Here is a 23,325-nt window from a genome sequence, read left to right as displayed (position 1 = left end):
CCCCCTTAAAAAGGGGGGTTAGGGGGGATCTTAAACGTTTTGCTACCAAGAAGAGGACTTTTTAAACAACCTCTAAGGATTACAGCCGATTCTAAGTAATTCGCCAACAGTATCTTCGCCACTTTTAGACCTAAAAAACCGCTAGTTCAGCGTAAGCATCAATGGTGGGTATACTAGTACCACCGCCATCGTGAGAACATACAAGATCAAGGGTGTATGGCACAGTGGAAGTCCTATATGTAACGCCGCTAATTGTAGCTGCGTTAGTTGCACTTTGACCACCGCCAACAACAGCTGTGTGCTGTTCAACAAAACTACCGTTTGCTCTAAGACCGCATCGGACAAATTCCCCGACGTAGTAGTTGGTTACACTTACTGAGTAAGTTATCACCTTAGAACCAGCAGGAACGGTAACCCGATGTATTATGAGTTGTTCATCGTTGTTAAAGGGCAAGTTAAGGTATTGTGTCGTTGTCCTAAAGATTGCCTCGATTGCTGTTGCTGGAATTGTAAAACTGATAGTTGATCCGACAATAGCTAACAACGAACCACACAATGTCAATCGCTTCATATTAAATATTTTCCTGGAATATAGCTGAAAATATTGATCGGTATTTGAAGAATGAAACAATCCCGAATTTATCCGTTTTTTTGCAACGCTCAAACTGACGCTGAAACCTTTGTGGAACCGTAGCTTTACTTTTTAAATTTCACCGAGAATCTGTGACGTGGAAAAACTATTTGCCAAAAACCCTGGCTTTTTGCTGGATCAAAAAACCGACTTTTTAATTTTGGATAAAGTCGAGCTTAGAGGATGTCTCAAAAGCTAAAAAAAAATGCACCCCACCAACGCACTCAAGTAGTTCAAATGAGGCTTTGTAAAGACAATTTCTCGTTGATTCAGAAAGGCTGGTCGCCCTTGAGAAAGTAGCAATAGAGGTTTTTTTTAGACATTTTCTAAGTGTTAACACTTCGTAGTTTAAGTCAAATTTACAGTTAATAATATTAATTTATATATTTGCTTACAACATATTCAATATAACCAGTTGGTTAAAGCTTTTGCAAATTTCAATTTTTATATGTGGACACACTACATTAGCTGTCTTTTTTTTTACGCAAGACGTGTAATAAACTTCTCAATTATTAATAATATTAAGTATTAAGTTGTATAATAATTTTTTTGCTGACTATAGTTCGATACTTTTAAATCTACAGATAGAAAATAGAACTGCGATCGCCCCAAATTTGCGACAATGATGGGATTCCCGCCGATTTTCGTTGAGGATGTACCTCATCTGAAGAGTATTACAAACGGATTGCTAAAAACATAGGTAGATGACTAGTAGAAATAATCGATATCAGGGACGAACCTTTGCCAATAGTTAAAAGGGCGGCTACAAACCGCGCCAGGTGCTTCAAGTCGGCGGAGCCGCCGCCAGTCGCTCATGGGGGGAAACCCCCAAGACCGCGCTGGCTCCCCAACGCACTGGCTTGTCTACACAAGGCTTTAACCGCCTTTGCTTCTCTACGATAGGCTGCGCGAACGGAACGCTACGCGAAAATTTGATTTTTTATTAGCGCTCCCCCAGGTAGCAAATCTTGAGGCTATGAGCGCGTAGCATTCCCTCTTAGAGGATGTCTGAAAAGTCAAAAATATATCCAGCTAAAGTACTCAAGTAGTCGAAGTGAGGGTCTGTAAAAACGATTTCTGGTTGATGCATACCAGTTTCTCGCCCTTAAGAAAGTAGCAATGGAGGCTTTTATTCAGACATCCTCTAAGTGTTAACACGTCTAGTTTAAGTCGTCAAATTGGGTGTCAAATTGACGGTAATATCGTAATTCCCTGTATTACCATTATATCCCGCTACATCAAAGTAGTAGTAACCGGCTGCTGGAGCAATGTAGGTCAATGAGCTGTTACGGTTGATACCACTATCGTCATCAAAGCCTACTTGTGTGTAGTACGCATTAAAGAGTGTTATGGTCGTGTCCACATCATCAGCGTAGGAGCCTCTACCAGAGGTGTTAATGGAAATTGTATCTCCCGCTTTAGGGGCATATAAGTAGAAGTAGTCGTCGTCTCCAGGACCAATATAGTTTCCATAAGAGGCATAGAAATTAAATCCTTGGCCTACACCTGTGAAAGTGGCAGTGTTAAAAGTGTTGTTGGGTTCCAGTTCCATATTTACTCCTGTTCAATAGAACGAGTTGGTTAAAGCTCTTGCAAATTTAAATTTGCAAGAGCTTTACTACTTAACTCTCTTTTTTCTACACAAAAAGTGTAATAAACTTCTCAATTATTAATAATATTAAGTTTTATAAGAGTATACGACTAGCCCTTTCAAGGTGACTCGTAAAATCTCTGTTTTTCTCTCTGCGCTCTCCGTGCCTCTGCGGTTTAAAAGTAATTTTTTAACCACAGAGACAAGACCGCGCTGCCGCGCAGAGAACACAGAGTTAAGAGATTAAAGAGGAATTTTTTGAGCAAAATTCTTACTCACCTTGAAAGGGCTAGTGACTTTTAAACCTAGAGATAGAACTGCGATCGCCCCAAACTTGCCCTAAATTTGTATTATGGATGCTAATGCTATCTTCGGACTCGTTGATAAACAAAAAGTTTTGCCAGAAAATACCGCATCAATTATCTAAGGCTTAATAACTGGGCGCTTCACTATTGAAGAAGCAACAGAAATGGGGCTGCCCGTAACCGTCGGACTGCCCCATTCTATTTATGATCTCATGGATCTGTACCCGCAGCCGCAAGCAGGGCAACCCAGCGTGCAGTACATTCCTATGCCTTACAATGACCACCGTCCAATTCTACCTACACCCAAAGGTAGACCCTTAGAAGAACCAAATCAGATGACTTAAGTGGCTCTGTGGTAGGAGTTGTTTGTGGCAACTAGGGTGTAGTTGTGGGTGTCGCTGTTGGGGTAGCTGTGGGTGTAGCTGTCGGTGTAGCCGTTGGTTTAGCTGTCGGTGTAGCCGTTGGTTTAGCCGTTGGTTTAGCCGTTGGTTTAGCCGTTGGTTTAGTTGTCGGTTTAGCTGTCGGTGTAGCTGTCGGTTTTGCTGTTGGCTGACTTAAGACTGTCTTTGCTTCTTCATTCAGCTTTTGGCGGAGTGCTAAATTAGCAATTCCAGTTTCTTGCAACTGATATTTCTTCTGATATTCCTTCACCACTTCTTCCGTCCGTGAACCATAAAAATGATCGCGCGGGAGGGGAGGATTTGGCTTCACCACTGCATTCAAATTTCTGTGCAGAATTTTAACGATATTAGCAGCAAAATCTTGGGTTTTTGCCCCTGCTATCCCATCAACTGGTTTTAGCTTATAACCCGTCTGAAATTCTCGAATTGCCTTTTTAGTTTCCTCGTCCGTCAAAGCACTATTTGTTACCTTGACGTTATAGCCTAATCCCCGCAATACTTCACGGAATTGCTGGGGCGTATAGCTACGTTGAGAGGCTGCGAACCCAGTGTCTCCAATTACCAAACTAGCAGTCATCAGGCAAGTAACAGCAAAAGTTGCACTTGATTTTCCAAACCCACACCACATACTTAAAACTCCTTTGGGCTAAATCAGCAGGATTATAAAGGTTAACAGCTGCATTTTAAGTTTGTTTAATAACTTTTTTCATGATTATTTAATGAATTTTGAATAATTTGTGATTTTTTTATCAAAATTAGCCAAATTCACAATAACTACCTTATGTCATCTATCAAAAGAAGTATCTTGTATGAGCAGAGATACATCGGTTATCATTTGAATCGAATACACCCTTTGAACTAGCGATTGGGGACTGGTTGTACTAGGGACTGGGAAGATTTGAATGGGGATTGGCACTCATGAAGGTGGATAAAGCGTCGTGTATGTATTTGTGGTCTCTAACAGTCCTTTTAGCTAGGGTCTACTCAACTGCAAATAGCCGAAAATTAATAAGTGAAAGAGCTTATATTCCAAACTTGCTAAAACGTATAATATATGACAAAGAATGAAAAACATAAAATCTTCTAAACAACGGAATCTTTGGTTTGAAAGGTTTATGGCAATTGCTGCCACCGTAAATTTAGGTTTAGTTGTGTTTGATTTAAGTTACGTACCTGGGCGAGATTTTTATTTGCGAAAACTTCCCCAAATTATTGAGATTTATGACCCAATAAAAGGTATTGAACGGCATCGAGAGACGAAAAATTATTTAGAAATAGTCAAGGCATTAGAAGAACAAGTTAGCCAAACAGGGTTACAGTCGCCTCAGGTAAATAGCAGACTAGAGGAAATAAGGCGTCTGAGCAATGAAATGATTGACACTAACCCGTTTGCGGGAGTGAATAAGAGTGGGACTCTGGAAAAAATTAAAAAGCGGATGCGATCGCACATCGGTAACGAATCTGCAAAACAGTCCTTTGGCACTTTTTGGAGTCAGCTGTACCTATCACAAAAAGGCTGGGTTGAAGAAATTAATTTTTTTAACAAAAGCATTGCCCCTTTGATTGCCTCTAACTACTACCGCCAGATCGGTGAAAATGGCGAATTTGTTGATAATTTCTGGGAAATTGACTTCCCCTTTGTGATTTTATTTGGCGTAGAATTGCTGGGGCGTACCTTCTTGCTCAAACGGCAACGTCCTGCTTTAAGCTGGTTTGAAGCATTATTGTGGCGTTGGTACGACCTATTTTTACTACTCCCTTTTTGGCGGTGCTTGAGAATCTTACCTGTAGTAATCCGTCTCGATCAAGCGCAGTTATTGGATCTCCATTCAGTGCGAAAGCAAATTAATCAGGGAATTGTTGCCAATTTTGCCGAAGAACTCACAGAAATTGTAGTAGTGAGGGTGATTAATCAGGTTCAGGGTTCAATTCAACGGGGTGAGTTAACGAGTTGGCTCTCGCAACAAGAAAATTTACGTCCCTACATAGATATTAATAATGTGAATGAAGTGGAAGCGATCGCAGGTCTTTTGGTAAAAACAATTGTCTACGGAGTACTACCTGATATCCAACCTGCGATCGTTGCCATTTTGCGCCACAACATCGAAACTTTCCTCCATCAAGTCCCCGTCTATCGCAACATAAAGAATCTCCCTGGCGTGGGACAAGCCCAAACCCAGTTAAGCGAACAATTGGCGACTCAAATCACAACTAATCTTTACAAAACTTTAGTTGGCGCTGTTGAAGATCCTGTGGGAGCAAAACTCACCACTCAACTAGTAGAAAGCTTCAGCCAAGCCTTGGGATCTGAGATCAAGGAAAAACACGTACTTTCAGAAATTCAGAGTTTACTTTTTGACTTCTTAGAGGAAATCAAACTCAACTACGTCCAGCGTTTGTCTGAAGAAGACATAGATCAAATTATCGAGCAAACCAGGAAGTTAAGAACACAAGTATCAGTTCCAACAGTAGTGGATAAAGGCACTACTCTGCCTCAAATCAGGGAAGGGTAGGAGGATTGGGGACTGGGGATTGAGGATAATTCAGTTCCTAGTCCTTGGTAGAGCTTTGGGTAAAATTTTGGCGAATTGAGGGTTGAGATTTAAACTCATAGGCGCTTCTCTGCGAGACGCTACGCGAACGCCTTACAGCAGGGTAGAGAGCTACGAATTAATTGTACTTACTTCCTAATCCCCAGTCCCCAATACTTCGGCTTACCTCGGCTTCGCTCGGCACAAGTCGCTCAGTACAAGTCCCCAATCCCCAATACCTAATCCCCAACGCACGACTACAAAAGAAATGCGCTAAACTCAAATTAGGCGAATCATCATTGGTTCGTCACAAGACTTCTTGGAAGATATACCTATCGCAGGAAGTGGGTCGATGCCCACTTTTTTTATTGAATTCTCTCATGGCTCATCCTTTAATTCCACAAATTATTGATTTGGCGACACCAGTGGCAGAAGAACTGGGATTAGAAGTGGTTGGCGTGGTTTTTCACACCAACCAAAGTCCACCAGTATTGCGGGTAGACATTCGCAATCCTGAGCAAGACACCGGTTTGAATGACTGTGAGAGGATGAGCCGTGCTTTAGAAGCTTCCTTAGATGCTGCGGAAATAGTTCCAGATAAATACGTCTTGGAAGTGTCTAGTCCTGGTATTTCGCGGCAACTGGTAACAGACAGGGAATTTATTTCCTTTAAAGGATTTCCTGTCATCATCTCCACAACGCCCCCCTACGACGGACAACAAGAGTGGATTGGTCAGTTGATTCGCCGGGATGAGACAGCACTTTACTTAAACCAAAAAGGCCGTGTAGTCGAAATTCCCCGTTCCCTAATTACTAAGGTGCAGCTAGACGAGCGCCGATAAACGAGTGATTAAAGGCTAGAGGCTAGGGACTAGGGACTAGGGATTGGAGGAGCAAAAGAGCAGAGGGAGCAGAGGAGCAGAGGAGCAGAGGGGAAGTTGCTGCAAGTCTTTCCCCTTTGCACCCAATGCCCCATGCCCAATCCCCACTTCGGCTTACCTCGGCTTCGCTCGGCACAAGTCGCTCAGTACAAGTCCCCACTCCCCACTCCCCACTCCCCACTCTCTAATTTTTAAAGGAGATTGCTTATGTCAATGGTTACTTTACCTGGATTAAAAGAATTAATTGAAAGTATAAGTCGCGATCGCAATTTACCCCGGCTTGCAGTTCAATCAGCGATTAGAGAAGCACTACTCAAAGGCTACGAACGTTATCGCCGCGCCCAAAATTTAGAGCGCAGACAGTTTGACGAAGATTATTTTGAGAATTTTGAAGTAGAACTCGATATTGAAGGAGAAGGGTTTCGCGTCCTTTCCACCAAAACTATTGTTGAAGAAGTCAATAATACAGACCACCAAATTTCCCTAGAGGAAGTTCAACAAGTAGCTCCCGAAGCGCAGTTAGGGGACTCTGTTGTGCTGGATGTTACCCCCGACCAAGGCGAATTTGGTCGGATGGCGGCGATGCAAACTAAGCAGGTATTGGCGCAAAAATTACGGGATCAACAGCGCCAGATGGTGCAAGAAGAGTTCCAAGATTTAGAAGGAACTGTTTTGCAAGCAAGAGTCCTGCGGTTTGAACGGCAATCAGTGGTTCTGGCAGTCACCAGTAATTTTGGTCAGCCAGAAGTAGAAGCCGAATTACCAAAGCGGGAACAACTGCCCAACGATAATTATCGAGCAAATGCCACCTTCAAGGTCTATCTCAAAAAAGTCTCCCAAGGTCAGCAACGAGGCCCACAGTTGCTTGTGTCTCGTGCTGATGCTGGTTTAGTGGTTTATCTTTTCGCCAACGAAGTCCCAGAAATCGAAGATGAAGTGGTACGGATTGTTGCCGTAGCTAGGGAGGCAAACCCCCCCTCCCGTTATGTCGGACCTCGCACTAAAATAGCAGTAGATACTCTCGATCGCGATGTAGACCCAGTTGGCGCTTGTATTGGAGCCAGGGGATCGCGAATTCAAGTGGTAGTCAACGAATTACGCGGTGAAAAAATAGATGTAATTCGCTGGTCGCCAGACCCAGCAACATACATCGCTAATGCCTTAAGTCCAGCACGGGTGGATGAAGTGCGCCTAATGGACCCAGAATCGCGCCAAACTCACGTATTAGTGGCTGAAGATCAATTGAGTTTGGCCATAGGCAAAGAAGGGCAAAACGTCCGTTTGGCAGCCCGCCTGACTGGTTGGAAAATAGACATCAAAGACAAAGCTAAGTATGACTTTGCCGGAGAAGATGCCAAATTTGCAGCCGTCAGAACAAAATATCAATCAGAGGAATCAGAGGAAGACGATCTGGAATATGAAGAAGAATTCGAGGATGAAAATCAGGACGAATTAGAAGAAGATACTTTTGACAATCACGATGATGAATAATTGATTAATTTTGTAAAGTTTTGATACTGTAGATTCTAGTCTCAGTCTCAAGGGTTATTTTGTCAAAAGCCACTTGGTATAAGTAAAAAATAGTCATAGTAAACTTGTTTTTACATCCCAAATCCGGGACTGAGATCACAGAGAACCGATGAAACCAAATTATCGGCGCTGTATTAGTTGCCGTAAAGTAGGCTCAAAAGATGAGTTTTGGCGGATTGTCCGCGTCTTTCCATCGGGAAAGGTACAATTAGATCAGGGCATGGGGCGTTCTGCCTATATTTGTCCCGAAACGAGTTGCCTACAAGCAGCTCAAAAAAAAAATCGACTAGGGCGATCGCTACATGCATCAGTGCCAGAAACACTGTACCAAAGCTTGTCGCAACGTCTAGCCCCCAGTAATACCCAAAATAAAATTTAGAGTAGTTTTCTGTGGGCAAGTAAAATTTTGACGGTACAAAAGTGTTCAACACTTTTCTATTGATCAACTTCTGCGGTGGGGCATCCCGTGGAATTAAAACAAATGCTCAACAGAGCCGGAGACCCTCCGCCTCTGGTTAATGTCCGGGATACCGGAAGTGGTACAGAAGCCTACACTATCCCGCAGGTCAGGGTAGAAGTCTGTCACTGCCAAAATATAAAATGGGTGTAAGAGGCATTCGGCTCTCTAATAACAAGAGCGGCGAGGCCAGATTCCCAGAACAAGATGTAATCGATTGTGTTGTGGAAGACTCAGAATCAACAAAACAAAAAACTACAAAATGGCAACCTGGTAGCGCTCAGGCGCAGTTCGGCGTCAACGGTTCCTATAAAAATCCTTTATTTAAGAAATTTTTATGGGTATACCTCAACCATCATTCCTGGTGGGGATGCCATTATTAAACCGAAACATCTCTCTTTCCTGATTGGAGGCACCGGCAAAAACTGAACGGCAACCTAAAAACAGTAATCCAAGGATGGAGATGTCGCAAACCAGGCAACCATCCGCTAAAACTGTAAATTAAAGGGGAAGAGTGGATGAACAACGGCAAAGTTAGAATCTATGAATTATCAAAGGAATTGAATTTGGATAACAAAGAGCTATTAGCAATTTGCGAGCAGCTCAGCATCTCGGTCAAAAGCCATAGCAGCACGATTTCAGAATCCGAGGCAGAAAACATCCGGGCGGCAGCAGAAAAGCTTGCAGCTACGAATGTATCTGCCAAAAAGGAACTAGGTACAACCAGCCATAAACCAAATTCACCACCCAACGGCGGACGTAACCGACCAGCTGCACCCCACAAACAGCAAATTTTGGAAATACGCAAACCCAAAATATTGAGAAATACTACTTCCAACGCCCCAGAGGCGTCACTTGCTAACAATACCCAAGCTGCCTTGTCTGAAGCTAATCCTCCCTCTCCTCCACGGCCTTTCGCTACACCAGTCTCGCCCATGAAGCCGGCAGCACCAACTAGACCTGTGCCCCGGACTCAATCTGAGACTCAAGAGCAACCTCCGATCGCCAACTTGGAACAAACGCCGAATGTAAATCAGGCACCGGAAAAAATAGCATCCCCAAAACCGGAAAAAACAGTTCCACCCAGACCGAAAGCGGAAAAACCGATCAAACCGCAACTAGTTGCTCCTCCATCCAGACCGGCGGCAGAAGAAGCCCCGGTAGCAGATGAGCCGGGATCTCCGGCATTTAAGCCGGTTCTCAAACGCGACCAACGGCTACGACCCGTTGAAGGCGATCGCGATCAGATTAAGCCAAAAGTTGCTAAACTGCCAACTGACCAACCCTCACCAGCTGCACCACAAAGAACAAGTCGTCCTACCCCTTCACCCACCAGACCAGAGCAGAGGGGCACTAGACCATCTGCACCATCACAATTGGGAGAAGGGCAACGACCCAGGCCAGCACGTCCAGGTGAAGGTGTAGCTGCCGCCATGCCGATCGCTACTCCACCGAGACAGATGTCAGGAATAGCCGGCAAATCTCAAGGATTGGGTGATGAACCAGTTACACCGGATCTCCTCGATTTAAAACGCCCAAGTCCGCCTCGACCAACCAAAGGCGGCAAAAAGTGGGTAGAAGAGGAAATCATTGACGAAGTTAAAGAGAAGGCGAAAGCTGGTGTCAAAGGCAAGCGGATCAAACCCATACTTGATGATGAGTTTGAAGAAGATTTGCTGGATGATGACGATATCGACTCACCAGCCACCGTCCAAGTCAGCCTTTCCATCGCTCGTCCTCCCAAACCGAAAGCGACTCGACCTGTACAGATGCCAGGTGCAACCCTTGCTAGCGCCCCAACTGCAAGAGCCAGGAAATCTGGTTCCAGGTCTGGTTCCAAGTCTGGTTCAGGCCGCGACCATCACCAGAACCGTCGCCAAGAAGCCGATACAAAGCGCGATCGCCCCGAAAAAGTGACGATCACAGGACCGTTGACAGTGCAAGAACTGTCTGACGTTTTAGCTGTTGCCGATACAGAGATTGTCAAAATCCTGTTCCTTAAAGGCATGGCGGTGAGTATCACCCAAAATCTGGATATTCCCACAATTACCCTGGTAGGAAAAGAACTAGAAATAGAAGTCGAAACTGTCGAGCGAGAAGCAGAAGCTCGGAAAATTACGGAAATGGTCGGCGCAGAAGACCAAGAATATCTCCATCGCCGTCCGCCAGTCGTGACAATTATGGGTCACGTAGACCACGGTAAAACAACCCTGCTCGACTCAATCCGCAAAACCAAAGTGGCTGCTGGCGAAGCTGGCGGTATCACTCAACACATCGGCGCATACCATGTGGATGTGGTACATGAGGGCAAACCGCAGCAGATAGTCTTCCTGGATACACCTGGTCACGAAGCCTTTACAGCGATGCGGGCACGAGGAGCGCGGGTAACAGACATTGCCGTATTAGTAGTGGCTGCTGATGATGGTGTCCGTCCCCAAACCATTGAAGCCATTAGTCACGCCCAAGCTGCCGGAGTGCCAATTGTTGTTGCCATCAACAAAATTGACAAAGAAGGGGCACAACCAGAACGGGTGAAACAAGAACTTACCCAGTATGGTTTGACCGCAGAAGATTGGGGTGGTGAGACAATCATGGTTCCCGTGAGCGCTATCAGAGGTGAAAATCTGGATACGCTCTTAGAGATGATTCTGCTAGTAGCAGAAGTTGGCGAACTATCTGCTAACCCAGATCGTTCCGCCAAAGGAACTGTCATTGAAGCGCATCTGGATAAAGCCAAGGGAGCAGTTGCTACCCTGCTAATTCAGAATGGCACACTCCATGTGGGAGATATCTTAGTAGCTGGTTCGGCCTTTGGTAAAGTCCGGGCGATGGTGGATGACAGAAGCAAGAGAGTAGAAATTGCTTCTCCTTCCTTTGCTGTGGAGGTACTAGGTTTAAGTGATGTACCAGCAGCAGGTGATGAGTTCGAGGTCTTCTACAACGAAAAAGAAGCCAGGGCACTCGCTAGCGATCGCGCCGACAGACAACGCCTATCCCGCCTGTTACAAGGTCGTGTTACCCTTACAACCCTGTCCGCTCAAGCCCAAGAAGGCGAGTTGAAAGAACTCAACTTGATCTTGAAGGGAGATGTCCAAGGTTCCGTAGAAGCCATTGTGGGAGCGCTCAAGCAAATCCCGCAAAACGAAGTCCAAATTCGGATGCTGTTGGCGACTGCTGGGGAAATTACCGAGACAGATATCGACTTAGCAGCTGCCAGTAACGCTGTAATTATCGGCTTCAACACCACCTTTGCCAGTGGTGCTAGACAAGCCGCCGATGAAGCAGGTGTAGATGTTCGGGAATATAACGTCATCTACAAACTCCTAGAAGATATCCAAGATGCCTTGGAAGGTCTTTTGGAACCAGAGTTGGTGGAAGAACCCTTGGGTCAAACCGAAGTCCGGGCCGTCTTCCCAGTCGGTCGTGGTGCGGTTGCCGGTTGCTACGTTCAATCTGGCAAGCTAGTTCGCAACTGCAAAGTCAGGGTGCGACGTAACGGTAAGGTGGTCTTTGAAGGTGTCCTTGACTCCCTAAAACGGATGAAAGAAGATGCCCGTGAGGTCAACGCCGGTTATGAATGCGGTGTCGGCATGGATAAATTCAATGATTGGGTTGAAGGTGACATCATCGAATCCTATCAAATGGTTACGAAGCGCCGCACACTCACCTTAACGAGATAGTGTTGAGGGTAAAATGGTTAGACGTTAGGAGTGATAAATTAGGAGTTAGGAGTTAAAGGCTGCTAATTCCTAACTCCTAATTCTTAACTCACAACTTTTTATAATATGCATTCATTTCGCTCTGAACCTATTTTGTGGATTCACGTCGCTGGATTGGCGACGTTGCCTGTTTTTTTAGTACTCTGCTTATTGTTCCTGTCTGTAGGCGAGCCGTTTTTACCAGTATGGATGGAGCTATTTTTAGTTGCCGCCATTGGTGTTCTACCCCTGCTGTGGATGCAGTTGCGCCGCCCTTTTTATATATTTGCTCTTTTAGGAATAGCCCTAAAGCCAGAAAATCTGACTGAACGGCAGCGAAAAATTCTCTGTTTAATTAATACAAAGTTAAATCGTATCCTGGCATTAGTGGCAGCAGTATTGTCAGTTTGGGTACTGTGGAATCTTTACCAAATTGCCCCATTAGTAGCAAATTCAGCCAAATTTCTCCCACAATGGCGCAGCCTTGCACTAGTCCTTGCGGGATTAGCCTTTTTGGGCAGCAATCTATTTTTACAAATACCTGTGAGTGTAATGCGAGTTTTGGTGATTAATGAGACAGAATTCGCTGGCATAGAGCCATTATCTTTAGAAAAGATTAAGCAAGATTTTACAATTTTAGGGGTGAGGGTTAATCAAATCGTGCCCCGATTGTTGCAATCCTTGTTTAGGATAAATACAGATTCGTAGCAGCCCGTAAAGTATATTATTTCACTTTAAAGGGCTAGAGAGAAAGGCAGGGGCAGGGGGAGATGAGGGAGAGAAACTAATAACCAATGCCCAATTCCCAATGCCCAATGCCCAGTTACCATTGAAGTAAAAATAAAGGAATGAGGAACTATGGCTCAAATTCCAGCTTCTAGCGATCGCCAATTTTCTGCTCATACTGAAATTTGGTATAGTCTCAAATGCGCGATTTCCACTAGTTCCGGTTTTCAGCGCTGGCAACTAGAACGCGATACTCAATTACAGGGAATTCGCTTGGAACAGCAAGTACAACGGTATTTAAGGGAAACTTTAGAAACTTTAGCTTACTAAACACAATGTTTGCAAGGGATGGAGTTGATGGTATATACCCTCTAAGCGATGCCTACGGCGGTAAACTACGCCATCAACTTCCACTTTATTTGTGGGATTATTTTTAATAATTTCAATCAGCGACACCTGCTAGTCAAGACTACCAGAAAGTACCAATGCGGCTGACAAAACCTGTCGCCGAGACGGTGTATAAATAATTTGACTAATTTTATCCAAAATAATATTACTAAGCCGTTCCGCATTTAATTTGTATAATTAGGGCGCTCATGTTGCCCACCCCACAATAGTTTTATCAAACAGAATTCAGGAGTCAGGAGCCAGAATTAAGAATGAATTTTGTGCGACTGGTGGATGAATAAACGGCGTTTTTGCACCCCTACCAAATTGAAAATTTGGTGGTCTTCTCTACGAGACGCAAGCGCGAACAATCAGTGGCGGGTCTGAATCCCCCATTGATTGCATTCTGGCTCCTGAATTCTGACTTCTGAATTCTTCTTCATTTAATTTGATTATTCAATTTAGATGGTTTTCAGCTTACTCTATCTAAACTCACATCTTGCACCTAGACCAGACCTAGCGATTAGAAATCGGGGCTATACAAACGTACTCCTTTGGAGAACCCGTTGATGCAGCCTCTCGAAGAGAAGGGTAGGCGGACTACGCGGACTAACGCAAAATCAAGGCTTTTCAACCTGCGGAGGCAGGTTTTGTCTATGTAGCCGCAACTTCTAGTAGCCTGGTGCAAGATACAAGTAAAAATACAGTCCCTTAATTCCGGGATTCCGCTCTACGCAGTAGGGGCAATTCATGAATTGCCCCTACTGAAAATCATTCTTTTTGGCTATTGTTTGCGTAAGTCCTGTGAATAATACTGATTTTCTGCGGCAAGGTAGCCCCTAAAATGTATAAGTTCTGTGATCTATCTAAGGAATTTAGCTGAATCAGTGCTAATCATCCAGTATAGTTTTGCATGGGTTTTACAGCAGCTACAAGGCTGCTATCTTTAACCTTGTTCGACATACCGTAATTCAGCACATCACAGACTCAAAAAATGAAATATCGGGGTTTTCACATTTCTCTAGCGAAAAATTTTCGCCTTCTTTCTAGCAGTCATCTCAGATATACTTTGCGCGTGGGAGCCGGACTAACGGCAATGCTTGTTGTTTCTAGTGGTTCAATGCTACTACAGGGTAAGGTTAATGCTGATGCTACTCACCCAGGAAATATCGCCCCAACTCTCACAGCGCAAGCTCCCGCAACAGCCGCAGCCATTTACGTTAATCCAGCAACTGGTACAGATAGGGCTGGTAGTGGTACAACCTCAGCTGCGCCCTACAAAAGCATCAGTTTTGCTCTCAGTCAAGCCCAACCAGGTGCAGTTATTCAATTAGCACCTGGTAGCTATAACCAACAAAGTGGCGAAACCTTCCCGCTTTTGCTGAAACCAGGGGTAACACTGCGGGGTGATGAAGCTAGTAAAGGTCAGGCGATATTAATTACAGGTGGAGGTTTCTACACTAGTCGCACCTTTGCCAGACAAGATATTACCATCCTTGCCGACCAAGATACGACGATCGCTGGTGTCACCGTTACCAACCCAAATAGCCGGGGTACGGGTGTGTGGGTCGAGTCAACTAATCCCATTATCAAAAACAGTACTTTTACTAACAGTGTCAGAGAGGGTGTTTTTGTCACGGGTACAGGCAATCCCAAAATTGAAAGTAACATCTTTGTGCAAAACAAAGGCAATGGCATTTCAATTGCTAAAGCTGCCCAAGGAGAAATTCGGAGTAACTTATTTCAGGATACTGGTTTTGGTCTGGCGATCGGTGGCACTTCCACACCCCTAGTTGTAGAAAACCAAATCGTCGAAAACCAAGACGGTCTTTTTATCTCAGAGTCAGCGAAGCCGGTATTGCGTAAAAATGTCATTCAGAACAATAAGCGAGATGGCTTAGTAGCAACTGTTAGTGCTTTACCCGATCTTGGTACTAACGAAAGTCCTGGTGGCAATCTGATCCGGAATAACACTCGTTATGATGTGAACAACGCCACTAAAACCGGTAAAATAATTGCTGTTGGTAACGATATCGATCAGAAAAAGATTTTTGGCTCAGTAGATTTTGTTGCCGCAAATGTTAACGTACCCTCTGGAGGGACTACCGCCTTTAAAGATGTACCGACAAATTTCTGGGCAAAAAGCTACATCGAAGCTTTAGCATCCCAAAATATTATTGCTGGCTTTCCTGATGGCAGCTTTAAACCCAATGAACCTGTAACCCGCGCTCAATTCGCCACTATTGTCACTAAAGCCCTAACACCACCAGCCAAACGCGCAGCCATTAAGTTTAAGGATGTAGCAACCAATTTCTGGGCTTACGCTGCAATTCAATCTGCTTATCAAGGTCAATTTGTTTCTGGTTATCCCGATGGAACTTTTAAGCCACAGCAGCAAATTCAAAGAGTGCAGGCGTTAGTAGCTTTAGCTAATGGTTTGGGCTTAACTGCGAATAATCAGAATATCCTTTCCTTTTACAGCGATGCTGCCCAGATTCCTAATTATGCGATCGCTCCTGTTGCGGCGGCAACTGCACGGCAATTAGTAATCAACTATCCCACAGTCAAGCAACTCAATCCTAGCCGTGAAGCGACTAGAGCCGAAGTTGCTGCCTTTGTTTACCAGGCACTCGTCAATGCTGGACGTGCCCAACCAATTCCTTCATCCTATTTGGTAACAGCTCAGTAAATGTCTAGTTAGCAAATTAGAAGCGCCAGACTAACTTTCTTATCAGTCTGACGCTTCCAATTAATGTGAGTTTTTTATTTAAATTTTGGGTTTTTTAAACTGCCTTCAGGAATTAGGATTTTTACCCGATTGGGGGCGTTGTTGCCGACGCCGTTCCCACCGCCAGAGGAACACCATTAAGGCAACTATTCCTACTTGGAGAGCTAAACTTGGCATTGCACTCTCAATATTGCGTCCGGCAAGTACTTGGAAGAAAAAGACAAATGCACCAAGTGAGCCAGAAGCACCAAAAGCGATGTAGAAAAATTGTCGTAAGCCACGATAAGGAGCAGCTATTTCTGCTTTGAGGCTGACATATTGTTCAGAGTTAAGGCGATTTTTGGGATTTTGATTTACCATGATTAAATCATGTTATACTCTTAGATTGTGTACGCCGATGTGGCTCAGTGGTAGAGCAGCTGATTCGTAATCAGCAGGCCGTGGGTTCAAATCCCATCATCGGCTTTGATGAAAGTATTGTTCAATATTAGAGTTTGACATAAATCAAGTGTACAGTGACTAATTATCTGTCGTCAGTAACACATTGATGTCGTTGTGACAAATTATTGTCATCAAACCTAGTAATTCGCTGGTGATGATCGCCTGAACAACCTTTGCAATTGGCAGAGTTTGACAAGCAAGTAGCGACGATAATTCGGGTAGGGGCGGGTTCACAGATATGTTCAATTACCAACGATGATTCGGGTAAACCCGCCCGTACAGCCATGATTTATAACGATAATTCGGGTAGGGGCGGGTTCACAGATATGTTCAATTACCAACGATGATTCGGGTAAACCCGCCCGTACAACCAATAATTTATAACGATTATGATATTAATTACCAACGATAATTCGGGTAGAAGCGGGTTCACAGATATGTTCAATTATCAACGATGATTCCGGTAAACCCGCCCCTACAGCCACAATTTATAACGATGAATCAATAATATAAATTATGAAATATAATCCAGATAAACATCATCGTAGATCAATTCGGTTAAAGGATTATGATTATACACAGGCAGGGATGTATTTTATAACCATTTGTATTTGGCAACGTGAATGTTTATTAGGAACATTGGGAGGGGCAGGTTCACAAAGATTATCCAATATCAACGATGAGATCAACGAACCTGCCCCTACGGATATCGAATTAAGTCGGTATGGACAAGTAGTTCAATATAACTGGAATATTCTGGCTAATAAATTTAGTAATGTTCAGTTAGATGAATTTGTAATTATGCCTAACCATATACATGGAATAATTCAATTAACCGCATCAGGAGGGAAACCATTATCAGAAATAATACGTAGTTTCAAAACATCTTCTGCTCGTCGTATTAATCAATTGAGAGACTCAAAAAGTATAGCTGTTTGGCAACGTAACTATTACGAGCATATTATACGTAATGAGGAAGTATTGCAAAAAATTCGTACATATATATTTAATAATCCTTTATCTTGGGAACAAGATCAATAAATGCGTTCGCCAAATCGATAAATGCGTTGGCGTAGCCCAACCCAGGCATCGCCAAAATCACAAACGATAAATTGAAACTGCTACGGGGCGATCGCTTAGAATAAAGCAACTAATGAAAAAGTCAATTCATTGAGCTTCAGCAAATGCCTTCCTACTTGGTCAATTTACCTGTTCAACTACAGCAAGAGATAGAGCAATGGGCAACTAGCCAAGGAATTTCCCTCGATCAATTTATTTTGTGGGCAGTAGCAGAAAAAGTTGCCTCCCTTCGCCATCAACTCAACGACTCCTCCTTTCCCTTGATTAGCTATCGGATTGGAAGCAGTGGCCAAAAAATTCCCGTTGTTAGTGGTACAGGAATTCGAGTGCAAACTCTAGCGATCGCAGCTCATCAGTGGGGATGGTCTTGTCAGCAAATTGCCCAAGAGTATAGCATAACCGAAACTCAAATCAATGAAGCACTGGGTTTTTACACTGCCCATCGTACCGAGATTGATGAAGCGATCGCTACAGAACAAGCGATTGAAACTGCTGGTGTCTAAACTCCTGCTGCATTTAGATGCAGACACCTCCATTAAAGCATTGCATACGGCTCTAGTTGCTCGTGGTCATGATGTGACTCGCACTCCCAATGAATGGATGCCAGAAGATGCTAGCGATGAAATGCAACTGTTGAAAGCCACAGATAACGGACGGTGTATTTTTACCTTCAACATCAAAGATTTCTTGTCCTTGGTTATTCAGTATCCGCAGCACAAAGGCATTATTCTGGCGGCACAAAATAGTTGGAATTTGTCTGATCTCATTCAAGCATTAGATCGCTTGCTATCAGAAACTCAAGCAGAAGACTGGATTGGACAAATACGTTGGTTAAATCAATGGCGATGACAATAGCGTATCAATTGAAAAACAAAAGAATTTTTGGAAAATCAAGCGATCGCATCCTCCTGTCACCTGAAATTCTCACGCTTCTCACGCAGACGGAAACTGGCTACGCCACATCCTTAATCGCCCAAATAACAATTGCGATCGCTGAAATAGCAATTGCGAATGCAAAAATAAGATTGCACAGGGGAAACTAGTACTCCACCACATTAATTTTGCTAGGCTGCGAGATCCCCGACTTCTTGAAGAAGTCGGGGATCTCGCAGCCTAGCAACCCTTTATAAGGCTATGGTGTATACACAAGTCGAAAATTCACGCTGAACCTATATATATCCCTCCTGGGAATGAATTCCCAGGCTAATAGTGAAAGTCCGTTGAAACGGACTGAAGATTGTGGGAATTTATCATCTAGTCCTCTTGAGAGGACTTATGCTATTAGACTCGGAATTCATTCCGAGGCGGGATGGATACACTGCGCCAATATTTGCGTGTACACCGTAGCCTTTTTAAGAAAAAGCTAAAACTTTTTACACCCTCATTTTTCAGAAATTGAGGATAATACTGTTGAAGCTTCATCAAGATGCTTCTAACTACACCTACCCATGAACGAACAGCGCCTACAAGCTTATTACCAGCTAATCAAAAGCCTGCTAAATTGCACAGATGGAGAAGAACCAGAGATTTTAGCAGCAAACCAAGAATTACTTGATGCTGGCTTTGTGCAGACGGTAGAAGAAGTAGCACAGATGTTTTCACAAAATGGAGATGAGAATACAGCGAATTGGTTGCAAGGTTTGGCAATGCAACTAAGGGAAGTATTAAATCTAGATACTAAAGTAGATTTGCAATCTCTCAATGACGAGGAGATACAAACATATTTCCAATTCTTGATGGAGGTACTACAAACAACCGCAGAAAGTGAAGGTGACGCGCAGGTAGTTTACCCCTTCCTGGCAAAGAATACAGACAAGCTTGACGGAATGTTAGCGGAAATATTGCGCCGTTGGGGGACAAATATACTGGGGGAAGCGGAAGCCGATGTGGCGAAATACCGAGCAGGGGTTATTGTCAACTTTAGCAATCTAATTCAGCAATTCCCCTTGGGTAATAAAGCCAGCAATATGGAAATTGCGATCGCTGGCTATGAAGTCGCGTTAACTGTCAGAACCAGGGAAGCTTTGCCTCAAGATTGGGCAGGTACGCAAAATAATCTCGCAAATGCCTACAGCGATAGAATCAAAGGAGACAAGGCAGAGAATATCAATCAGGCGATCGCTGCTTTTACTGCTGCTTTAACAGTTTTCACCAGGGAAGCTTTCCCTCAAGATTGGGCAATGACGCAAAATAATCTCGCAAATGCCTACAGGGAGAGAATCAAAGGAGACAAGGCAGAGAATATCGATCAGGCGATCGCTGCTTTTACTGCTGCTTTAACTGTCTACACCATAGAAGCTTTACCTTTTGAATGGGCAGGAACGCAAAATAATCTCGCAAATGCCTACTATTCTAGAATCAAAGGAGACAGGGCAGATAACATCGATCAGGCGATCGCAGCTTTTACTGCTGCTTTAACTGTCTACACTAGAGAAGCTTTGCCTATTAATTGGGCAATGACGCAAAATAATCTCGGACGTGCCTACAGCGATAGAATTAAAGGAGACAGGGCAGATAACATCGATCAGGCGATCGCTGCTTTTACTGCTGCTTTAACTGTCAGAAGCAGGGAAGCTTTGCCTGTTGATTGGGCAGCAACGCAAAATAATCTCGCAACTGCCTACAGCTATAGAATCAAAGGAGACAAGGCAGAGAATATCGAACAGGCGATCGCTGCTTTTACTGCGGCTTTAACTGTCTACACCAGGGAGGCTTTGCCTCAAGATTGGGCAATGACGCAAAATAATCTCGGACTTGCCTACTATTCTAGAATCAAAGGAGACAAGGCAGAGAATATCGATCAGGCGATCGCTGCTTTTACTGCGGCTTTAACTGTCTTCACCAGGGAAGCTTTGCGTTTTGAATGGGCAACGACGCAAAATAATCTCGGACTTGCCTACACCGATAGAATCAAAGGAGACAAGGCTGAGAATATAGAACAGGCGATCGCGGCTTCTACTGCGGCTTTAACTGTCAGAACCAGGGAAGCTTTGCCTCTAGATTGGGCAGGTACGCAAAATAATCTCGGACTTGCCTACTATTCTAGAATCAAAGGAGACAAGGCTGAGAATATCGAAAATGCCATTGCATCTTATACTGCGACTTTAACTGTCAGAACCAGGGAAGCTTTGCCTCTAGATTGGGCAATGACGCAACATAATCTCGCAAGTGCCTACAGCGAGAGAATCAAAGGAGACAAGGCAGAGAACATCGAACAGGCGATCGCGGCTTTTACTGCGGCATTAACTGTCTTCACCAGGGAAGCTTTGCCTCTAGATTGGGCAGGTACGCAAAATAATCTCGGACTTGCCTACAGCGATAGAATCAAAGGAGACAAGGCAGAGAATATAGAACAGGCGATCGCGGCTTCTACTGCGGCTTTAACTGTCAGAACCAGGGAAGCTTTGCCTCTAGATTGGGCAGGTACGCAAAATAATCTCGCAATTACCTACTATTCTAGAATTAAAGGAGACAAGGCAGAGAATATCGATCAGGCGATCGCTGCTTTTACTGCGGCTTTAACTGTCAGAACCAGGGAAGCTTTGCCTCTAGATTGGGCAACCACGCAAAATAATCTCGCAAATGTCTACAGGGAGAGAATTAAAGGAGACAGGGCAGAGAACATCGAACAGGCGATCGCGGCTTATACTGCTGCTTTAACTGTCAGAACTAGAGAAGCTTTGCCTCAAGATTGGGCAGAGACTTTGTGGATGCGGGGAATTGCTCATCAAGATACAAACAAATTTGACTTAGCATACAATGATTTTGAGTCTGCTATTGTTACTGTAGAATCTTTACGGGAAGAAATAGTATCTGGAGAAGAAAGCAAGCGTAAACAAGCGGAACACTTTAACAAACTTTATAGCCGCATGGTGGAAGTTTGCCTGGAATTAGCTAATATCACCGAAGCGATTGAATATGTTGAACGTAGTAAAACCCGCAGTTTAGTTGAACAAATCCTCGAACGTGACTCTAAAACCATCTTTCCTCCAGAAGTAGTTACTCAACTAGAAAAATATAGAGATGAAATAGCCGTAGGACAATATCAAATCCAAAATGGCAAAGCTGAAAATCCCCAAGTTTTAGCACAACATCTACAACAGTTGCGAAACCAGCGTAATGAATTGCAAAACCGCTACTTACCCGTTGGTTATGGGTTCAAATTCGACTCCTTCCAAGGTTCTTTGGATGAGCATACAGCCGTTATTGAGTGGTATATTCTCAACGATAAAATTCTGGCGTTTATTGTCACAAAAAAGGGAGAGGTAACTGTTTGGCAATCCCAACCAGAAGATAGAGAAGCTTTGTATGATTGCAGAAACGAATATTTGTACAACTATTACTTGCAAAAAGACCAATGGCACAATAGCTTAGGGGAACAACTCAGTAAATTAGCCTCCATTCTGCACATTGATGAAATATTAACCCAGATACCAAAGCACTGCGATCAACTCATCCTAATTCCCCATTTGTTCTTGCATTTATTCCCTCTTCATGCAATTACAGTAAATCAAAATTCTGAAAATTCGTCTTGTCTTCTAGATTTATTTCCTGGTGGTGTGAGTTATGCACCCAGTTGTCAATTACTGCAACAGGTGCAACAGCGCAAACGTCCTGATTTTCAATCCCTGTTTGCGATTCAAAACCCCACAGGTGATTTAAACTATACAGATTTAGAAGTACAAGTTATTCAAAGCTACTTTAATACTGCCAACGTCGTGAAAAAAACAGACGCAACACTCACAGCAATTAATCAATCTAATTTAAATAATTACCACTGCGCCCACTTTAGCTGTCATGGCGAATTTAACTTAACAAACGCCAGTAAATCAGCCCTAATTTTAGCAAATGCACCCGTCGCAGACACACCAACAAAACCCGACTCCGAACGTTACCTGAATTTGCGAATAGGGGAAACCGTCGAGTTAGAAAAATGCCTTACCCTAGATAAAATCTTCGCTCTCAAATTAGAAAAATGTCGCCTCGTCACCCTTTCCGCCTGCGAAACTGGATTAATTGATTTTCAAAATACCAGCGATGAATATATTGGATTACCTAGCGGTTTTTTATTAGCAGGTAGCCCTAGTGTCGTTAGTTCTCTATGGAAAGTAGATGACTTGTCCACCAGCTTTTTGATGATTAAATTCTACGAAAACTTATTCAAACTTGGTCGATTGGAAGCAGGAGATATTGCCATAGCCCTTAAGCAAGCTCAAAACTGGCTGCGAAATCTGACTATTGAGGGATTAGACAAATTTTTGGAGGAATACAAACCCCAAATTGAAAAAGTCCTCGCTCAACTAAGAGTAGGACAACGCATCAGATTTCAAGAATCTTTAAAACGAATCAAGGAACGTCAACCCCTACCTTTTGCAAATCCCTACTACTGGGCTGGATTTACAGCTTCTGGACTTTAAGCACCAGATTCGGGGACTTTACAAAACTTTTTCGTACCCAGTTTAAACACGCAAATACTGAGTGCAGTTGCTATACCAGGAGGAATGGCAATACCAATAGCTACAGCTTCTATAGCTGGAGCAAGTAAACCAGATTCCAAGGCTTGTCTAACTTCTTCCTGACAGACAAATTGGCGGGATTTTTCCAACCAATCATTTAATCCTCTATCTGCTTCCTGTGCAGTTTCCCGCATAACCAGCAGTGGAATTGCATCGTCTAAATAGCCTTCACACTCTTCTATGGTATCCAATGCTGCTAAAGCCCCTGGACTATTTGCCAACTGGCTGCGAAACTGAGTAATTTCTTCTGGTGTAACGGTAAGCATTTAAATAAATACACGAAATTTCAGCAATTATACCTCTAATAGTTTCGCAGAAAGTTTTTAAAAAATCGAGACAGTTAGCGATCGCCTTGATCCTAGAAACAACCAAAAACTATAATGAATGCATCAAGCAAGCAATATAGGCAAGGTTAGGAGAAT

At 43.6% G+C, this 23,325-nt stretch carries 20 protein-coding genes, 1 tRNA gene and 1 pseudogene; 16 read left to right on the top strand and 6 right to left on the bottom strand.

The genetic code is table 11. The features are described from left to right. Window positions 1-130: 130 nt before the first annotated feature. A complete protein-coding gene (locus V7K50_RS05155; RefSeq protein ID WP_334957890.1) occupies window positions 131-571 on the bottom strand; it encodes a hypothetical protein in 441 nt (146 codons plus the stop codon). A gap of 1,225 nt (window positions 572-1,796) precedes the next feature. Next, complete coding sequence (locus tag V7K50_RS05150; protein ID WP_334957888.1) at window positions 1,797-2,183, bottom strand: hypothetical protein; 387 nt, start codon at window positions 2,181-2,183, stop codon at window positions 1,797-1,799. A 418-nt stretch (window positions 2,184-2,601) separates the two neighbouring features. Here V7K50_RS05150 and V7K50_RS05145 point away from each other — a divergent pair. Beyond that, window positions 2,602-2,871, top strand: a pseudogene (locus V7K50_RS05145) (SDH family Clp fold serine proteinase); the annotation flags it as partial. A gap of 31 nt (window positions 2,872-2,902) precedes the next feature. Here V7K50_RS05145 and V7K50_RS05140 read toward each other — a convergent pair. After that, window positions 2,903-3,556, bottom strand: a complete 654-nt coding sequence (locus V7K50_RS05140; protein ID WP_334957886.1) for a peptidoglycan-binding domain-containing protein — start codon at window positions 3,554-3,556, stop codon at window positions 2,903-2,905. Window positions 3,557-3,992: 436 nt separating this feature from the next. Here V7K50_RS05140 and V7K50_RS05135 point away from each other — a divergent pair, with 436 nt between their 5' ends. The 9 genes from V7K50_RS05135 (at window position 3,993) to V7K50_RS05095 (ending at window position 15,827) form a co-directional block, all read left to right on the top strand. Then, on the top strand, window positions 3,993-5,441 hold the full coding sequence (locus V7K50_RS05135; protein WP_334957884.1) for a hypothetical protein: 1,449 nt from the start codon (window positions 3,993-3,995) through the stop codon (window positions 5,439-5,441). Between the two features lie 398 nt (window positions 5,442-5,839). Further along, the gene (gene rimP / locus V7K50_RS05130; protein WP_334957882.1) at window positions 5,840-6,301 is read left to right on the top strand and encodes a ribosome maturation factor RimP; all 462 of its coding nucleotides are present in this window, start codon (window positions 5,840-5,842) and stop codon (window positions 6,299-6,301) included. Between the two features lie 246 nt (window positions 6,302-6,547). After that, the gene (gene nusA, locus V7K50_RS05125; protein WP_334957880.1) at window positions 6,548-7,831 is read left to right on the top strand and encodes a transcription termination factor NusA; all 1,284 of its coding nucleotides are present in this window, start codon (window positions 6,548-6,550) and stop codon (window positions 7,829-7,831) included. Between the two features lie 148 nt (window positions 7,832-7,979). Beyond that, the gene (locus V7K50_RS05120) at window positions 7,980-8,249 is read left to right on the top strand and encodes a YlxR family protein (protein WP_292822895.1); all 270 of its coding nucleotides are present in this window, start codon (window positions 7,980-7,982) and stop codon (window positions 8,247-8,249) included. A 221-nt stretch (window positions 8,250-8,470) separates the two neighbouring features. Next, window positions 8,471-8,710, top strand: a complete 240-nt coding sequence (locus tag V7K50_RS05115; protein WP_334957878.1) for a hypothetical protein — start codon at window positions 8,471-8,473, stop codon at window positions 8,708-8,710. Window positions 8,711-8,845: 135 nt separating this feature from the next. Continuing rightward, window positions 8,846-12,007, top strand: coding sequence for a translation initiation factor IF-2 (gene infB / locus V7K50_RS05110; protein ID WP_334957876.1), 3,162 nt, complete (start codon window positions 8,846-8,848; stop codon window positions 12,005-12,007). A gap of 105 nt (window positions 12,008-12,112) precedes the next feature. Beyond that, window positions 12,113-12,733, top strand: a complete 621-nt coding sequence (locus V7K50_RS05105) for a low-complexity tail membrane protein (protein ID WP_334957874.1) — start codon at window positions 12,113-12,115, stop codon at window positions 12,731-12,733. A 150-nt stretch (window positions 12,734-12,883) separates the two neighbouring features. Further along, entirely contained in the window at window positions 12,884-13,081 is a 198-nt protein-coding gene (locus tag V7K50_RS05100) for a hypothetical protein (protein ID WP_334957872.1), read from the top strand. A gap of 1,051 nt (window positions 13,082-14,132) precedes the next feature. Then, window positions 14,133-15,827 carry a DUF1565 domain-containing protein gene (locus tag V7K50_RS05095; protein WP_334957870.1) on the top strand — a complete coding sequence of 565 codons (1,695 nt, stop codon included), beginning with the start codon at window positions 14,133-14,135 and terminating at the stop codon, window positions 15,825-15,827. Between the two features lie 105 nt (window positions 15,828-15,932). Here the strand turns inward: V7K50_RS05095 and V7K50_RS05090 are convergent, their stop codons facing one another. After that, window positions 15,933-16,226 carry a DUF3493 domain-containing protein gene (locus V7K50_RS05090; RefSeq protein WP_334957868.1) on the bottom strand — a complete coding sequence of 98 codons (294 nt, stop codon included), beginning with the start codon at window positions 16,224-16,226 and terminating at the stop codon, window positions 15,933-15,935. Between the two features lie 33 nt (window positions 16,227-16,259). On the opposite strand from V7K50_RS05090, the gene V7K50_RS05085 reads away from it, so the two are divergent. After that, window positions 16,260-16,331, top strand: a tRNA-Thr gene (locus V7K50_RS05085). 54 nt (window positions 16,332-16,385) lie between these two features. Here the strand turns inward: V7K50_RS05085 and V7K50_RS05080 are convergent. Next, complete coding sequence (locus V7K50_RS05080) at window positions 16,386-16,541, bottom strand: hypothetical protein (RefSeq protein ID WP_334957866.1); 156 nt, start codon at window positions 16,539-16,541, stop codon at window positions 16,386-16,388. Between the two features lie 282 nt (window positions 16,542-16,823). Here V7K50_RS05080 and V7K50_RS05075 point away from each other — a divergent pair, with 282 nt between their 5' ends. The 5 genes from V7K50_RS05075 to V7K50_RS05055 all read left to right on the top strand — a co-directional run bounded on the left by V7K50_RS05075 (window position 16,824) and on the right by V7K50_RS05055 (window position 22,804). Next, the gene (locus V7K50_RS05075; protein ID WP_334957864.1) at window positions 16,824-17,348 is read left to right on the top strand and encodes a transposase; all 525 of its coding nucleotides are present in this window, start codon (window positions 16,824-16,826) and stop codon (window positions 17,346-17,348) included. A 143-nt stretch (window positions 17,349-17,491) separates the two neighbouring features. Continuing rightward, entirely contained in the window at window positions 17,492-17,890 is a 399-nt protein-coding gene (locus V7K50_RS05070) for a DUF433 domain-containing protein (protein ID WP_334957862.1), read from the top strand. Next, window positions 17,802-18,236: a DUF5615 family PIN-like protein gene (locus V7K50_RS05065; protein WP_334957860.1), complete on the top strand. Its 435-nt coding sequence runs from the start codon at window positions 17,802-17,804 to the stop codon at window positions 18,234-18,236. The genes V7K50_RS05070 and V7K50_RS05065 overlap by 89 nt, the downstream gene beginning before the upstream one ends. Then, window positions 18,227-18,430, top strand: coding sequence for a hypothetical protein (locus V7K50_RS05060; RefSeq protein WP_334957859.1), 204 nt, complete (start codon window positions 18,227-18,229; stop codon window positions 18,428-18,430). Before V7K50_RS05065 ends, V7K50_RS05060 begins: the two co-directional genes overlap by 10 nt. Window positions 18,431-18,835: 405 nt before the next feature. Continuing rightward, window positions 18,836-22,804 carry a CHAT domain-containing protein gene (locus V7K50_RS05055; RefSeq protein WP_334957857.1) on the top strand — a complete coding sequence of 1,323 codons (3,969 nt, stop codon included), beginning with the start codon at window positions 18,836-18,838 and terminating at the stop codon, window positions 22,802-22,804. On the opposite strand, the gene V7K50_RS05050 is transcribed toward V7K50_RS05055, so the two are convergent. Continuing rightward, on the bottom strand, window positions 22,801-23,169 hold the full coding sequence (locus V7K50_RS05050; protein ID WP_334957855.1) for a hypothetical protein: 369 nt from the start codon (window positions 23,167-23,169) through the stop codon (window positions 22,801-22,803). The two genes, V7K50_RS05055 and V7K50_RS05050, sit on opposite strands and share 4 nt — an antisense overlap. Window positions 23,170-23,325 lie beyond the last annotated feature (156 nt).

The organism is Nostoc sp., assembly GCF_036917135.1.
Classification (GTDB): domain Bacteria; phylum Cyanobacteriota; class Cyanobacteriia; order Cyanobacteriales; family Nostocaceae; genus Nostoc.
The sequence above is the reverse complement of the archived record's forward strand: the minus strand, read 5'-3'. Positions and strand labels throughout refer to the sequence as shown.

Excerpts from the sequence above, each read along its gene's own strand:
- V7K50_RS05060 (WP_334957859.1), top strand. The coding sequence starts at position 18,227 with ATGGCGATGACAATAGCGTATCAATTGAAAAACAAAAGAATTTTTGGA.
- V7K50_RS05100 (WP_334957872.1), top strand. The coding sequence starts at position 12,884 with ATGGCTCAAATTCCAGCTTCTAGCGATCGCCAATTTTCTGCTCATACT.
- V7K50_RS05135 (WP_334957884.1), top strand. The coding sequence starts at position 3,993 with ATGAAAAACATAAAATCTTCTAAACAACGGAATCTTTGGTTTGAAAGG.
- V7K50_RS05070 (WP_334957862.1), top strand. The coding sequence starts at position 17,492 with ATGCCTTCCTACTTGGTCAATTTACCTGTTCAACTACAGCAAGAGATA.
- V7K50_RS05140 (WP_334957886.1), bottom strand. The coding sequence starts at position 3,556 with ATGTGGTGTGGGTTTGGAAAATCAAGTGCAACTTTTGCTGTTACTTGC.
- V7K50_RS05105 (WP_334957874.1), top strand. The coding sequence starts at position 12,113 with ATGCATTCATTTCGCTCTGAACCTATTTTGTGGATTCACGTCGCTGGA.
- V7K50_RS05090 (WP_334957868.1), bottom strand. The coding sequence starts at position 16,226 with ATGGTAAATCAAAATCCCAAAAATCGCCTTAACTCTGAACAATATGTC.
- infB (WP_334957876.1), top strand. The coding sequence starts at position 8,846 with ATGAACAACGGCAAAGTTAGAATCTATGAATTATCAAAGGAATTGAAT.
- nusA (WP_334957880.1), top strand. The coding sequence starts at position 6,548 with ATGTCAATGGTTACTTTACCTGGATTAAAAGAATTAATTGAAAGTATA.
- V7K50_RS05155 (WP_334957890.1), bottom strand. The coding sequence starts at position 571 with ATGAAGCGATTGACATTGTGTGGTTCGTTGTTAGCTATTGTCGGATCA.
- V7K50_RS05150 (WP_334957888.1), bottom strand. The coding sequence starts at position 2,183 with ATGGAACTGGAACCCAACAACACTTTTAACACTGCCACTTTCACAGGT.
- V7K50_RS05120 (WP_292822895.1), top strand. The coding sequence starts at position 7,980 with ATGAAACCAAATTATCGGCGCTGTATTAGTTGCCGTAAAGTAGGCTCA.
- V7K50_RS05065 (WP_334957860.1), top strand. The coding sequence starts at position 17,802 with ATGAAGCACTGGGTTTTTACACTGCCCATCGTACCGAGATTGATGAAG.
- V7K50_RS05050 (WP_334957855.1), bottom strand. The coding sequence starts at position 23,169 with ATGCTTACCGTTACACCAGAAGAAATTACTCAGTTTCGCAGCCAGTTG.
- rimP (WP_334957882.1), top strand. The coding sequence starts at position 5,840 with ATGGCTCATCCTTTAATTCCACAAATTATTGATTTGGCGACACCAGTG.
- V7K50_RS05115 (WP_334957878.1), top strand. The coding sequence starts at position 8,471 with ATGGGTGTAAGAGGCATTCGGCTCTCTAATAACAAGAGCGGCGAGGCC.
- V7K50_RS05075 (WP_334957864.1), top strand. The coding sequence starts at position 16,824 with ATGAAATATAATCCAGATAAACATCATCGTAGATCAATTCGGTTAAAG.
- V7K50_RS05055 (WP_334957857.1), top strand. The coding sequence starts at position 18,836 with ATGAACGAACAGCGCCTACAAGCTTATTACCAGCTAATCAAAAGCCTG.
- V7K50_RS05095 (WP_334957870.1), top strand. The coding sequence starts at position 14,133 with ATGAAATATCGGGGTTTTCACATTTCTCTAGCGAAAAATTTTCGCCTT.